This window comes from Sphingomonas sp. MMS12-HWE2-04 (assembly GCF_044881185.1).
Classification (GTDB): Bacteria; Pseudomonadota; Alphaproteobacteria; order Sphingomonadales; family Sphingomonadaceae; genus Sphingomonas.
The window spans coordinates 184,512-196,859 of record NZ_CP173254.1 but is presented as its reverse complement, the minus strand read 5'-3'; the positions used below and the strand labels follow the sequence as shown (position 1 = coordinate 196,859).

General features: G+C 66.8%; 13 protein-coding genes. 6 read left to right on the top strand and 7 right to left on the bottom strand.

Annotated features, from left to right (window positions below; translation table 11 throughout):
* The first annotated feature begins 219 nt into the window (after window positions 1–219).
* From AB2M62_RS00925 to AB2M62_RS00900, 6 genes are all read left to right on the top strand, one after another.
* Entirely contained in the window at window positions 220–864 is a 645-nt protein-coding gene (locus AB2M62_RS00925) for a PepSY-associated TM helix domain-containing protein (protein ID WP_404337016.1), read from the top strand.
* A gap of 12 nt (window positions 865–876) precedes the next feature.
* The gene (locus AB2M62_RS00920; RefSeq protein WP_404337014.1) at window positions 877–1,401 is read left to right on the top strand and encodes a DUF2271 domain-containing protein; all 525 of its coding nucleotides are present in this window, start codon (window positions 877–879) and stop codon (window positions 1,399–1,401) included.
* A 14-nt stretch (window positions 1,402–1,415) separates the two neighbouring features.
* Window positions 1,416–2,327 carry a DUF4198 domain-containing protein gene (locus AB2M62_RS00915; RefSeq protein ID WP_404337012.1) on the top strand — a complete coding sequence of 304 codons (912 nt, stop codon included), beginning with the start codon at window positions 1,416–1,418 and terminating at the stop codon, window positions 2,325–2,327.
* A gap of 98 nt (window positions 2,328–2,425) precedes the next feature.
* The gene (locus AB2M62_RS00910) at window positions 2,426–3,301 is read left to right on the top strand and encodes an FAD:protein FMN transferase (RefSeq protein ID WP_404339739.1); all 876 of its coding nucleotides are present in this window, start codon (window positions 2,426–2,428) and stop codon (window positions 3,299–3,301) included.
* Between the two features lie 331 nt (window positions 3,302–3,632).
* Window positions 3,633–4,574: a hypothetical protein gene (locus AB2M62_RS00905; protein ID WP_404339737.1), complete on the top strand. Its 942-nt coding sequence runs from the start codon at window positions 3,633–3,635 to the stop codon at window positions 4,572–4,574.
* The gene (locus AB2M62_RS00900; RefSeq protein WP_404337010.1) at window positions 4,475–5,107 is read left to right on the top strand and encodes a glycoside hydrolase family 30 beta sandwich domain-containing protein; all 633 of its coding nucleotides are present in this window, start codon (window positions 4,475–4,477) and stop codon (window positions 5,105–5,107) included. The genes AB2M62_RS00905 and AB2M62_RS00900 overlap by 100 nt, the downstream gene beginning before the upstream one ends.
* 416 nt (window positions 5,108–5,523) lie before the next feature.
* Here AB2M62_RS00900 and AB2M62_RS00895 read toward each other — a convergent pair whose 3' ends face one another.
* From AB2M62_RS00895 to cobT, 7 genes are all read right to left on the bottom strand, one after another.
* Window positions 5,524–5,910: an ammonium transporter gene (locus AB2M62_RS00895; RefSeq protein WP_404337009.1), complete on the bottom strand. Its 387-nt coding sequence runs from the start codon at window positions 5,908–5,910 to the stop codon at window positions 5,524–5,526.
* Complete coding sequence (locus AB2M62_RS00890; RefSeq protein WP_404337007.1) at window positions 5,907–6,203, bottom strand: autorepressor SdpR family transcription factor; 297 nt, start codon at window positions 6,201–6,203, stop codon at window positions 5,907–5,909. The genes AB2M62_RS00895 and AB2M62_RS00890 overlap by 4 nt, the downstream gene beginning before the upstream one ends.
* A 93-nt stretch (window positions 6,204–6,296) precedes the next feature.
* Window positions 6,297–6,980: a Fe2+-dependent dioxygenase gene (locus AB2M62_RS00885; RefSeq protein WP_404337005.1), complete on the bottom strand. Its 684-nt coding sequence runs from the start codon at window positions 6,978–6,980 to the stop codon at window positions 6,297–6,299.
* The gene (locus AB2M62_RS00880; protein WP_404337003.1) at window positions 6,977–7,699 is read right to left on the bottom strand and encodes a tetratricopeptide repeat protein; all 723 of its coding nucleotides are present in this window, start codon (window positions 7,697–7,699) and stop codon (window positions 6,977–6,979) included. Before AB2M62_RS00880 ends, AB2M62_RS00885 begins: the two co-directional genes overlap by 4 nt.
* Window positions 7,700–7,711: 12 nt before the next feature.
* On the bottom strand, window positions 7,712–10,117 hold the full coding sequence (locus AB2M62_RS00875; RefSeq protein WP_404337001.1) for a TonB-dependent receptor: 2,406 nt from the start codon (window positions 10,115–10,117) through the stop codon (window positions 7,712–7,714).
* Window positions 10,118–10,179: 62 nt separating this feature from the next.
* A complete protein-coding gene (locus AB2M62_RS00870) occupies window positions 10,180–10,464 on the bottom strand; it encodes a ribbon-helix-helix domain-containing protein (protein ID WP_404336999.1) in 285 nt (94 codons plus the stop codon).
* Window positions 10,461–12,287: a cobaltochelatase subunit CobT gene (gene cobT / locus AB2M62_RS00865; RefSeq protein ID WP_404336997.1), complete on the bottom strand. Its 1,827-nt coding sequence runs from the start codon at window positions 12,285–12,287 to the stop codon at window positions 10,461–10,463. Before cobT ends, AB2M62_RS00870 begins: the two co-directional genes overlap by 4 nt.
* Between the last annotated feature and the right edge of the window lie 61 nt (window positions 12,288–12,348).

Genomic DNA, 12,348 nt, shown 5'->3' with positions numbered 1-12,348 from the left:
CTATCCTCCCCGGTACGGGGAGGGGGACCGCCGCCGAAGGCGGTGGTGGAGGGAGTGTGCGGCGATGGCTTCCCTATGAGGAATGCCCCCTCCCCCATGCTTAGCATCGTCCCCTTCCCGTGACGGGGTAGGATCAAAATTCAGAAGCAAACCGTTGCAATTGCGAATCGTTCGCGTTACTCGCGGGCCTTCAATCCAGTCGAGTTTGCACCCATTCCCATGCACGGAACCGCCGCGCCGCCGCCCGCCAAGAAGCGCAGCCGCAAGAGCTTCTGGCTCAAGCAGCTCCATACCTGGCATTGGATGAGCTCGGCGCTGAGCCTGGTCGGGCTGCTGCTGTTCGCGATCACCGGCTTCACGCTCAACCATGCCGCCGATATCGAAGGCAGCCCGAAATCGGTCGAGCGCGCCGCACAGCTGCCGCCGCCGCTCGCCGCGATGGTAAAGCCCGACGACGCCCCCGACGCGAAGAAGCCAATTCCTCCCGCAGTTGCGAAGTGGATCGGCGACAATATCAAGCTCGATACCGCCGGCGAGGCCGAATGGACGATCGATCAGGTCTATCTCGCCAAGCCGCGGCCGGGCGGCGACAGCTGGATCGCGATCGATCGCGCGACCGGCGCGGTCACCAGCGAGACTTCCTCGCGCGGCTGGATCGCCTATCTCAACGACCTCCACAAGGGCCGCAACGCCGGCACTGCGTGGAAGTGGTTCATCGACATCTTCGTGTTCGCCTGCCTGGTTTTCACCCTCACCGGGCTGGTGCTGCTGTGGATGCATTCGAAGCACCGCAAGAGCACCTGGCCGATCGTCATCGCCGGGCTCGTTATTCCCGCGCTGATCGCGCTCTTCCTCATTCACTAAAGAGGCACGCACATGCACTATCGCCTGACCGGACTCGCCACCACCGCATTGGGCGGGATCGCGCTGTTCCCCGCCGGCGCCGCGGCGCAGACGCTCGATCTCTCGCTTGAGATTCCGCGGCTCAAGGTTGCCGAATATCATCAGCCCTATGTCGCGATATGGCTCGAAAAGGCGGGCACCGCGCCGCGCACCGTCCAGGTCTGGTATGACGTCGACAAGCGCGGCGGCGAAGGCACCAAATGGCTGCGCGACATCCGCCAATGGTGGCGCGCCGCGGGCCGCGGCATGACCTTCCCGGCCGACGGCGTCAGCGGCGCCACCCGCGCGCCCGGCGTCCAGAAGGTCCATCTCGTCGGCGGGCGCGGCGGCATGCCCACGCTCAGCCCAGGCAATTATACGCTCGTCGTCGAAGCCGCGCGCGAAGTCGGCGGGCGCGAGCTCGTCCGCCTGCCCTTCGCCTGGAACGGCACTGCCGCCACCGCCTCGGGCAAGGGCGCCAGCGAGCTCGGCGCCGTTTCGCTCACGCTCAAGCGCTAACAGGGGGAATTTTGATGAACCTACGCACGCCACTCCTCGCGGTCGCCGCCGTCGCCGCGCTCGCGGCACCCGCCGCCTTTGCCCACCGCATGTGGATGATCGCCTCGTCGACCTCGGTCTCGGGCACCGACAATTGGGTCACCGTCGACGCCGCAGTGTCGAACGACCTGTTCTTCTTCGATCACCAGCCGATCCGCGCGGTCCCCAGCGTCACGCAGCCCGACGGCACCGAGGGGACGGTTGAGAACCATGCCGTCGGCAAGTTCCGCGCGACCTTCGACGTGCACCTCACTCAGCAGGGCACGTACCGGATCGGCGGCGTCAGCCAGGCCGTGTTCGGCAATTACAAGCTTAACGGCGAGACCAAGATGCTGCCGCGCGGCACCACCCCCGCCACGCTCGCCGCCGCGATCCCCGCCGGCGCCACCGACGTCCAGACCGCCGAAAGCGTCACGCGCAACGAGATCTACGTGACCCAGGGCGCCCCGACGACCACGGTGTTCAAGCCCAGCGGCAAGGGCATCGAGCTCGTCCCGGTCACCCACCCGAATGATCTCGTCGTCGGCGAGGCGGCGACCTTCCAGTTTCTGCTCGACGGCAAGCCCGCGCCCAATTTGTTCGTCACCGTGATCCCGGGCGGCATCCGCTATCGCGACGCGCTCAAGCAGCAGGATCTCAAGACCGGGCCCGACGGCAAGGTCTCGATCAACTGGCCCGATCCCGGCCTCTACTGGGTCAACGTCACCCCCAATCGGCCGCGTGAGGAAGGCCCCGGCGAAGGCGCGCCGCGTGGCCCTGGCGGTCCGGGCGGCCCCGCTGCCGGCGCGCCCGGCGCGGGCGGCCCTGCTGGCCCCGGCGGCCGCATGTCCGGCCCGCCGCAGCGCCGCGTAAGCTACGTCACCACGCTCGAGGTGCTCGCTCCCTGAGCGGCGCCCCGCGCATTGCGATCCCGGCGGGGCTTTCGCCGGCGGCGTTCCAGCGCCGCCGCGCGGGGGCCCCGTTGGCGTTTCTCGACGGCACGACGATGGGCACCAGCTGGTCGCTCCACGCCGTCGACGCCCCGCCGGACACCCGCGCCGAGATCGAGGGCGCGCTTGCCCGCGTGGTCGCCGAAATGAGCCACTGGGAGCCCGGCTCGCACCTCAGCCGCTTCAACCGCGCCGACCCCGGCCGCTGGCAGCCGCTGCCCCCCGCCTTTGCCGACGTGCTGCGCACCGGCCTCGCCATCGCCGAGGCGAGCGACGGCGCCTTCGATCCGGCGATGGGCGTGCTCGCCGATCTGTGGGGCTTCGGCCCCGCCGGGCCCCAACCCTTCCCCAGCGACGCCGCCGTCGCACAAGCCCTGGCCGTGTCGGGCCACCGCCATCTCGAGCAGGACGGCCGCCGCGCCCGGCGGAACGCCCGCGCCGCGCTCGATTTCTCGGGCATCGCCAAGGGCCATGCCGTCGATGCCGTCGCCGATCGGCTGCGCGGGCTCGGGCTCGCCGATTTCCTGATCGAGATCGGCGGCGAGCTGCGCGGCGAAGGCATCAAGCCCGATGGCCAGCCCTGGTGGGTCGATCTCGAAACCGTCCCCGGCATCGCCGCCGCGCCGCTCCGCATCGCGCTCCACGGCCTGTCGGTCGCCACTTCGGGCGACTATCGCCGCGGCTTCGAAGCGAACGGCCGCCGCTATGCCCACACGATCGATCCGCGCACCGGCCGCCCGCTCGACAATAACGTCGCCTCGGTGGGCGTCCTCCACGCGCAGTGCATGCACGCCGACGCCTGGGCTACCGCGCTCGGCGTGCTCGGCCCTGCCGGCATGGCGCTGGCGGAACGCGAAGGCCTCGCCACCCGCATGCTCGTCCGCGGCGGCGGCGAGCATCTCTCGCCCGCGCTTCAGGCGATGCTCGACTGACCTTGCCAACTACTTGGTCGCGCGAGGAAAATGCTTCGTCGACGTTAACCTCAATTCTTCGGAACACGTTCACCAGCTACGTTATTGTCCCGTTACCGACGATGTAATGTCCGGGAGGGTCGACAATCATGAGTTCTACACGCCGCTTCGCGCGGCTGCTTGCCATTCGCACGGCGGCCGAATTGCGCCAACCCAGGCCGCGCCACCCCGTGCCGGAACGGATCGAACGAATCCCGCTGAGCCTCGGCGCCCCCGATCGCTGATTGCGCAAGCCCGCGCATGCGCGGATAATGCTGCCAAAGCACGAGCAGGGAGAGCGGATTTGCGCGAGATGGGCCTAGTCGATCGGCGCAGCTTTGTCGGCATGGCCGCCGCCAGCGGGCTTGCCGCCACCCTGCCGGCCAGCGCCCGCGCCCAGCCCGCCCAGACCTATGCGTTGCCGCCGAACCGCTGGGTCGTAACCACCCAGGCCAGCCCCTGGCAGCTCGCCGAAACGCCCCAGCAGTCCACCGCCCGCGCCAACGAGCCCGGCGATGTCGAGCTCCAGCTCGATGCCACGCTGCCTGCGATCGAAGGCTTCGGCGCCTGTTTCAACGAAATGGGCTGGGACGCGATCGGCCTGCTGCCGCGCGCCGACCAGGACGCGATCTTCGCCGAATTGTTCGGCGATGCCGGCATGGGCTTCGCGCTGTGCCGCATGCCGATCGGCGCCAACGACTTCGCCCGCGACTGGTATTCCTATGACGAGACCCCCGGCGATTTCGCCCTCGCGCATTTCTCTACGGCGCGCGACGAACAGACGCTGATGCCCTTCATCCAGCGCGCGCTCCGCGTCCGGCCCGATCTGCGGCTCTGGGCCTCGCCGTGGAGCCCGCCCAGCTGGATGAAGACCAACCGGCACTATGCCTCGGTCCCCAATCGCCCCGGCTGGCCGGACAACGGCCTCCAGCCCGATCAGCGCGGCGCCGAGGGCACCGACATGTTTATCCAGGACGAGCGCTATTTCGCCGCCTATGCCCGCTATTTCGGCAAGTTCATCGATGACTATGCCCGGCGCGGGATCCGCATCGGCATGGTCATGCCCCAGAACGAATTCAACTCTGCCCAACCCTTTCCCAGCTGTTGCTGGACGCCCACCGGCCTGGCGCGCTTCCTCCCCATCTCGGACGCGAGATGGCGCGCCGCGACGTCGAGGTCTTTTTCGGCACGATGGAGCGCCCCGACGATCGCCTGTTCGAAGCGGTCTATGCCGATCAGGCCGCGGCTTCGGTGATCCGCGGCGTCGGCGTGCAATGGGCCGGCCGCGGCGCGCTACCCTTCCTCGCCCACAACCATCCAAGCCTGCGCTTCTACATGAGCGAGCAGGAATGCGGCGACGGCAAGAACGACTGGCGCTACGCGCGCTATGTCTGGAGCCTGATGAAGCATTATCTGAGCAACGGCTGCAGCGGCTATAATTACTGGAACATCGCACTGGTCGATGGCGGCGTCAGCCGCTGGGGCTGGGCGCAGAATTCGCTATTCAGCGTCGATCGCGCCACCCGCCGCTATCGCTGGAACCACGAATATTATCTGCTCAAGCACCTCGCCGGCATCGTCCGCCCCGGCGCACGCCGCATCAATGCGATCAGCTGGACCGGCTATGAAGACGTGCTCGCCTTCCGCAATCGCGACGGCAGCCTCGCGATCATGGCCCACAACCCGACCAACGCACCGATGCCGCTGCGCATCGGCATGGGCAAGGCGATGGTCGAACAGACCCTCCCGCCCAATTCCTTCGCCTCGCTGCTCCTGCCGCCAGCCTGAGCAATCGCCTCCTCGGGAGAGGGGTAAGGTCGGCTTGGCCGTAAACGGGGGCGTTGCTTGCCCCTCGGCTTTCGGAGTCCGCTTCGCCGATCCCGAACGACCGGAAGTGGGTGGGCAGCGGACCTTCTCCTCGTCACCCCGGGCTTGACCCGGGGTGACGGAAAGAGATGTGTCCGCAACCTCGCCGATCCGCGGAAAAAGGATCGGAACAAAGCTTGAACATTGCCGTCGCCACCCTAAGTCGCTCGGGCAACTCGCTCGCCGCTCTTTGACACGGCAATCCGCAATCACGCTGTCGCGAAGCCAACCGAAAGGTTGGCGATAAGGTCAGTTCACACGAGCCCAGGGCATCGCGCGCTGAGGCGACCATCTCCCTGCGGTTAAGCCTCGGCCCGCCCGATCGTTAACGCTCTTCGTCAACGGGCGCGCGTTTCAGCGCGCGCGGTGTCGCGTAGCGCCAGGCTGTAGCCGATCGTCAGGGCCATCCCCAGGGCGATCGCGCCGGTGCCCGCGATCAGCGCCACCGGAATCGGGGCCAACGCCCACAGCGCGGTGTATAGCAACCCGCTCAGCACCATCGCCCAGCCGCCGATGCGCTGAACCCGGCGTGCGCAAGTGCTCGGCACCACCAATTTGGGCATTCGGTTGCCGATCGACGCGATCATCAGGCCGTTCAGTCCCACCACCAGCCGGGTGACCATGTCGCCGTCGAGATAGCCCAGCTTGCGCGCGAACGACGCGCCAATCGCGACGGCGAAGATGGCGGCCACCCAGGACAGGCCGAAGATCAGATTCTTGTTCATCGCGCAGTCTCCCTTCCGGGCTCCGGCGCCTCGGCGCCGATGCCGAACGAATCGACGAAGCCCAGCAGCGCTTCCTCGAGCACCGACAGCTTCAAATGATAGAGCACCGATTTCCCCGCCTTTTCGGCGTGCACCAGATCAGCCTCCTTCAGCACCGCGAAATGTGCCGACATGGTTGGCTTGGAGACGTCGAACTGGTCGCTCAGCTCGCCCGCGCTCATCGGCCCCTTGCGCAGCAGCTGCAGAACGCGCCGGCGGGTAGGATCGGAAAGGGCACGGAAAACCTGGCTCACAATGCGACGTTTAGCTAATCATCGAATTATGTCAAGTGTCGCCGTGCCCGGGTGGCGTAGGGGCCGCCGGGTGTGTCAACTTCGTCAACCGAGTCAGGCGTCGGCCCACATCCGCAGCAGGTTGTGATAGACGCCGGTCAGCTCGATCACCGATCGATCGGTACCGCCCAGCTGCCCGGTCAGCCGCTGGACGCTCTGGTCGAGGTCGAACAGCAGCCGCCGCGCGCTATCGTCGCGGACCATCGATTGCAGCCAGAAAAAGCTCGCCACCCGCCGCCCGCGCGTCACCGGGGTGACATGGTGCAGGCTCGACGAGGGATAGAGCACCGCGTGCCCCGCCGGCAGCTTGACCCGCTGCACCCCGAAATGGTCCTCGACCACCAGCTCGCCGCCGTCATAATTTTCGGGCTCCTCGAGGAACACCGTCATCGACAGGTCGCTGCGGATGCGGAACTCGGTGCCGCGCTGGATGCGGATCGCATTGTCGACATGCGTGCCGAAGGTCTGCCCCGCGCTATAGCGATTGAACAGCGGCGGAAAGACCTTGAGCGGCAGCGCCGCAGCGAAGAACAGCGGCGACTTGCCCAGCGCGTCGAGCACCATCGCCCCGGCCCGGCGATGCGCGTCGCCGCCTTCGGGAAGCTGCTCGTTCTGCTTGGCGAGCGCCGATTGCGTGCCCGAGGTGACGTTGCCGTCCACCCAGTCCGCCGCATCGATGATCGCCCGCACCGCCGCCACGTCCGCGGGGGAGAACAGGTCGGGAATCGCGATCATCATGGCTTCGCTCCGGTGCGCAATGCCGCCGTCCCCGCGCTGCGCAGCCGCGGATCGGGGACCTGCGCCAGCCAGGCCAGCGCCTTGTCGCGAAACGCCGGCGTCGCCGCCGCGCCGCATTGCCCGATCCACGCCAGCGCGGCGTCCACGTCGCCGGCCTCGGCCAGCATCCGGGCATGGTTGAACATGCCGCGGAAGTCCCCGCCTTCGGCCGCCCGGGCATAGCAGTCCGCCGCCGCCGCCATGTCACGCGGGATCAGCGTGCCTTCCTCATGGAAGCTGCCGACGAAGTTCGTGGATTTGGCGTGGCCCATCGCGGCCGCCTTTTCGAACCAGACAAGCGCCTGTGCCTTGTCCTCAATCAAACCCTGACCCAGCGCCAGCGCCGAGCCGTAATTATACATGCCCCAATCGAGCCCGGCCTCGGCGGCGACGCGGAAGCATTCGGCCGCACGCACCTTGTCCACCTGCGTGCCCCAGCCGAGGTCATAGCAGCGACCCAGCATGTTGAGCCCCATCGCATGCCCCTGCTGCGCCGCCTTCCAGAACCAGCCGAACGCCTCGCCCGGCTTCTGCGCGTCGAGCAGCATCTGGCCATAGACCGCCTGCGCTTCGGCCAGTCCGGCCTCTGCTCCTTCGCGAATCAACGCCGCCCGCGCCTCCGGAGAACCGGAGAGGCGGGCGGCGATCTCTTCGCTCGACAAGCTATCGAGCTGCGTCATCCGGTCACACTATCAGAACTTGTAGCTCAGCGTCAGGATCGCCGATCGCCCGTCGCCCGGGGTCGCCCAGCCGTTATTGGCGCGGATGCGGGTGTAATAGAGCTTGTCGCCGATATTCTTGATGTTGAGCTGCGCCGACAGGTCATGCGTGATCGCGTAGGCCAGCGTCAGATTGTGGATGAGATAGTCCTTCGAATGGAGCACTGGGGTGAGCGTCGTGAGGGCGCCGGGGCCGGTGGTCACGATCGCCGGAAGGTTGATCGCGAACGGGCCCTGATAGGTGGCGCCATACCCCAGCGTCAGGCCGAACGGGAAGCTATACGCCGTGTAGAGGCTGCCCGAATGCTTGGGGGTCTGGTTGAGCGCCGCGCCCTTCGCCGGATCGGGGAACACCGCGTTGTTGGCGCAGCCGGCGATGACGTTGTTGTTGGTCGCCGCCGCGGCTGCCGCAAGACATTCGTCGGACAGCGACTGGATCAGCTTGCTCTTGAGATAGGTATAGTTCGCCGTGATCTGCCAGGCCGGGGTGATGTGGCCCGTGGCGCCCAGCGCGATGCCGTCCACTCGCGAATGGCCGTCGAGCTGCTGGTCCGGGATCGTCGGATCGTTCGAGGCGACCTTGTAGCTGTCGCGATCGGTGCGGAACAATGCCGCGGTCAGCAACAGCCCGCCGTTGAACAGCTCGGCCTTGCCGCCGATCTCGTAATTCTTGGCGCTCTCGGGCTTGACGTTGCAGGTCTGCGAAGCCCCGGTTGCGGTGCAGCTGCCGTTGACCGTGCTCTGCGACGGCGTCGTCGAATTGCCATAGGCGGCATAGAGGCTGACCGCCTCGATCGGCTTGTAGACTGCGCCGATGCGATAGGAGAACAGGCTGTCGCGGTTGCCGCTCGTCGTCACCGCCGTCGTCTGGCCCAGCGTCGCCGCCGCGGTCGAGATCGTGTTGCCGGTGAATTCGCCGATATTGCGCTCCCAGCGCACGCCGCCGTTGAGCTCGAAATGATCGGAGAACTTCATCGTGTCGAACATGTAGGCCGCGTAATTCTCGACCGTGCTGTGGTTCTTCGCGCTGACGATGAAGTTCACCGGACCGCTATAGACGTTGCGGTCGTTCGGATTGGGATCGTTCCACGCATAAGGCGGGATGACCACCGTGGTGCCATCGGCGTTGCGCTGCGAATTGCCCGAGCGGACGTCGAAGGTCTCGCGCGAAACCGAGGCGCCGAGATCGAAGCTATGCTCGATCCCGCCAGTGTCGAACGTCCCCTTCAGGTCGGTCTGGTTGTAGAGCATCTGGTTGCGGGTATCGCGGGTGTTGCCGCGCGATCCGCCGCTCGGCACGAAGAAGCCCGGCGTGGTGCAGGCAAGGCCGCCCGCCGTGAGGCCGCTCGGCAGGCAGAACGTGCCTTCGGGGCCGTCCGCGATCGAATATTGCCGGACGTCCTGATAGCGCGTCAGATTGCGCAGCGCGATCTTGTCGGTCAGGTCCTGGTCGAAGATCGCGGTCAGCTGGTTGACCGTGCTGTCCTGCTTGTCGAGGTTGCGGAAGCCATAATAGGCGCTGCGGCTGGTGCCCGGCACCTGGCCGGTGAAGCCGTTGTTGACGCTGCTGACATAGGGCACGCCGAACTGCGGGATATTATTGTCTTCCTGATGCAGGTAGAGGAAGCTCATCCGGGTCGGGCCGCCCAGCCCGAAGGCGATCGAGGGCATCACCCCCCAGCGCTTGTTCTTCTCCACCTCGCGACCAGGGATGTCGTTATGGTGGACCATCGCGTTCAAGCGAACGCCGATGCTGTCCGACAGATTATGGTCGATATCGGCGGTGGCGCGATAATAATTGTCGGTGCCGATGCCCGCCTGCACGACCGAGCGATTGCTCCCCGTCGGACGCTTGCTGACCAGGTTGATGTTGCCGGCGATCGAGCCTCCGCCCGAATAGACCGAGTTCGAGCCGTTGGTGACTTCGATCTGCTCGATGTTGAAATTGTCGGAGCGGGTATATTGCGCACTGTCGCGGACGTTATCGACGGTGATGTCGTTGTTGGCGCTGAAGCCGCGCAGATTGATGCTGTCGCCATAGCCGCTGCCGCCTTCGCCGGCGCCGAACGTGATACCCGGCACGGTGGCCAGCGCATCGCGCAGCGACAGGATATTCTGCTGCTGCATCACCTCGGCGGTGATCACCGTCACCGTCTGCGGAGTGTCGCGCAAGGGGCGCGTGTTCTTCGGGCTTTCCTGCTTCGGCTGATAGACCTGACCGTTCACCAGAATGTCTTGCGCGTGGTCCTGGTCATCATCGGCCGCGACGTTTTTGCTATCGTCGGGCGCGGCATGGGCCGCCGGGGCGGTCGCGACGAAGCCGACACAGGCAAGCGCGAGGAAGGCTGGCGCGCGGCCTGCCGGAATGGAACGAGTCACTGAAAGCCCCTTCTGCTCTTTGTTACGGGAGCAGCTATTGCGAGGCGTTCTCAGAGTCAACGCTAATGCGAGCGACTTGCAGCTTTGTCGGAATTATTTTGGGCCGATGCCGCGTCGAGCAGCCAGGTTCGGATCGCGCTGGCGAGGTTGGGCGGGTCATTCCCCTGGATACGGGCGTGGTCGATCGCAGCGATCAGCGCGTTGAGCGGCAGCGCGCGCTCCGCCGCCGCGGCTTCGAGCGCCGCCCAGAACAGCGGCTCGAGGCTGATCGACGTCGGGTGCCCGGCGATCGTAACCGATCGTTTGGCCGGCCCATGAAAGCCACCCTCGGGCGGCTCGATCCTCATTCGGTATCGAACAACGCCGCGAGCTGCTCGACCATCGTGCCCGCCAGCTGCTCGGCATCCATGATCGTGACGGCGCGCTGGTAATAGCGCGTCACGTCATGTCCGATGCCGATCGCCGCCAGCTCGACGGGCGAGCGGCTCTCGATCCAGCCGATCACCTGCCGCAAATGGCGTTCGAGATACGAGCCGCTGTTCACCGACAGCGTCGAATTGTCGACCGGCGCGCCATCAGAGATCACCATCAGGATCTTGCGATCCTCGGGCCGCGCGATCAGCCGGGCATGCGCCCAGAGCAGCGCCTCGCCGTCGATATTCTCCTTGAGCAGCCCCTCACGCATCATCAGCCCCAGCGCACGCTTGGCGCGGCGCCAGGGCTCGTCGGCCTGCTTGTAGACGATGTGACGGATATCGTTGAGCCGGCCGGGCTGCGGCGGACGCCCCTCGGCGAGCCACTTTTCGCGGCTTTGCCCGCCTTTCCAGGCACGCGTCGTGAAGCCTAGGATCTCGGTTTTTACCCCCACCCGCTCCAGCGTGCGCGCCAGGATGTCGGCGCTGATCGCCGCGATCGAGATCGGCCGGCCGCGCATCGATCCCGAATTGTCGATGAGCAGCGTCACCACCGTGTCCTTGAACTCGGTGTCGCGCTCGACCTTGTAGCTCAGCGACTGCATCGGATTGACCACGACACGCGCCAGCCGCGCCGCATCGAGCAGTCCCTCGTCCTGGTCGAAGTCCCAGCTGCGCGATTGCTGCGCCATCAGCCGGCGCTGGAGCCGGTTGGCGAGCTTGGTCACCGCGCCCTGGAGATGGACCAGCTGCTGGTCGAGATAGGAGCGCAGCCGGTCGAGCTCTTCGGCGTCGCACAGCTCGGTCGCTTCGATCACTTCGTCGAACTGGCTGGTATAGGGCCGATATTCGAACTGCGGGGGCAAGTCGCTCCACGGCCAATTCGGCCGCGACGGCATCATGCCTTCCTCGCCCTCGTCGCCTTCCTCGCCCTCGCCGTCCTGCATCTCGTCGGCGGCCTGGTCCTCGCCGTCCTCGGTCTGGTCGGAGTCCTGCTGCTCGCCGCGCGCCTCGATCTCGCCCTGGCCCTGCTGCGAGTCGCTGTCGCCCTCTTCCTCGCCGGGCTCGTCCTGTTCGTCGGTGCCTTCGTCCTCGCCGCCATTCTCGTCGGCTTCGTCGGGGATCATCTCGCCTTCGACGAGCTCGAGGTCCTGGAGCAGCTTGCCCGTCAGCGCGGCAAAGGCCTGCTGGTCGTCGATCGCCAGCGCCAGCGCATCGAGATCGCTGCCGGCCTTGTCCTCGACCCAGTCGCGCACCAGCGCCAAGCCCATGGCCGCGGCGGCCGGGGCCTCGCGGCCGGTCAACCGCTCGCGCACCATCAGCCCGATCGCCGTCGACAGCGGCACTTCGTCGCGATTGCGCGCACGCGCGATCGGGTCCGAGCGCAGCCGAACATCGAGCGCATGGCCCAGATTATCGGCGATCCCGGCATAGCCGCGCGATCCCAGCGCCTCGATCCGCGCGGTCTCCACGGCATCGAACACTGCACGCGCCACCGGCTCGCCCGGCGCGCTGCGCTGGTGCAATTTGACGTCATGGTGTCGCATCCGCAGCGCGAAGCCATCGGCAAAGCCGCGCGCCTCGGCGACCTGCTCGGCAGGCAGCGTGCGCGAAGGCAGCGGCACCTTGATGCTCCGCCCATCCTGGCGCGGCGCCTCCGACGTGAAGCTCAGCTCCGCCTCCGCCTCGCCCGATAGCGCGCGCGCGGCGCCGGTGAGCACGGCACGCAGGCGTTCGGTGGGACTGTCGTTGGCCATCCCTGCCTTAGTGCGGACCCGGCGCCGCGATGCAAGTCCGAAATCGACGGGTCGCTTAGCG

Excerpts from the sequence above, each read along its gene's own strand:
- AB2M62_RS00910 (WP_404339739.1), top strand. The coding sequence starts at position 2,426 with ATGGGCACCAGCTGGTCGCTCCACGCCGTCGACGCCCCGCCGGACACC.
- AB2M62_RS00920 (WP_404337014.1), top strand. The coding sequence starts at position 877 with ATGCACTATCGCCTGACCGGACTCGCCACCACCGCATTGGGCGGGATC.
- AB2M62_RS00925 (WP_404337016.1), top strand. The coding sequence starts at position 220 with ATGCACGGAACCGCCGCGCCGCCGCCCGCCAAGAAGCGCAGCCGCAAG.
- AB2M62_RS00905 (WP_404339737.1), top strand. The coding sequence starts at position 3,633 with ATGGGCCTAGTCGATCGGCGCAGCTTTGTCGGCATGGCCGCCGCCAGC.
- AB2M62_RS00900 (WP_404337010.1), top strand. The coding sequence starts at position 4,475 with ATGGCGCGCCGCGACGTCGAGGTCTTTTTCGGCACGATGGAGCGCCCC.
- cobT (WP_404336997.1), bottom strand. The coding sequence starts at position 12,287 with ATGGCCAACGACAGTCCCACCGAACGCCTGCGTGCCGTGCTCACCGGC.
- AB2M62_RS00915 (WP_404337012.1), top strand. The coding sequence starts at position 1,416 with ATGAACCTACGCACGCCACTCCTCGCGGTCGCCGCCGTCGCCGCGCTC.
- AB2M62_RS00870 (WP_404336999.1), bottom strand. The coding sequence starts at position 10,464 with ATGAGGATCGAGCCGCCCGAGGGTGGCTTTCATGGGCCGGCCAAACGA.
- AB2M62_RS00880 (WP_404337003.1), bottom strand. The coding sequence starts at position 7,699 with ATGACGCAGCTCGATAGCTTGTCGAGCGAAGAGATCGCCGCCCGCCTC.
- AB2M62_RS00885 (WP_404337005.1), bottom strand. The coding sequence starts at position 6,980 with ATGATGATCGCGATTCCCGACCTGTTCTCCCCCGCGGACGTGGCGGCG.
- AB2M62_RS00895 (WP_404337009.1), bottom strand. The coding sequence starts at position 5,910 with ATGAACAAGAATCTGATCTTCGGCCTGTCCTGGGTGGCCGCCATCTTC.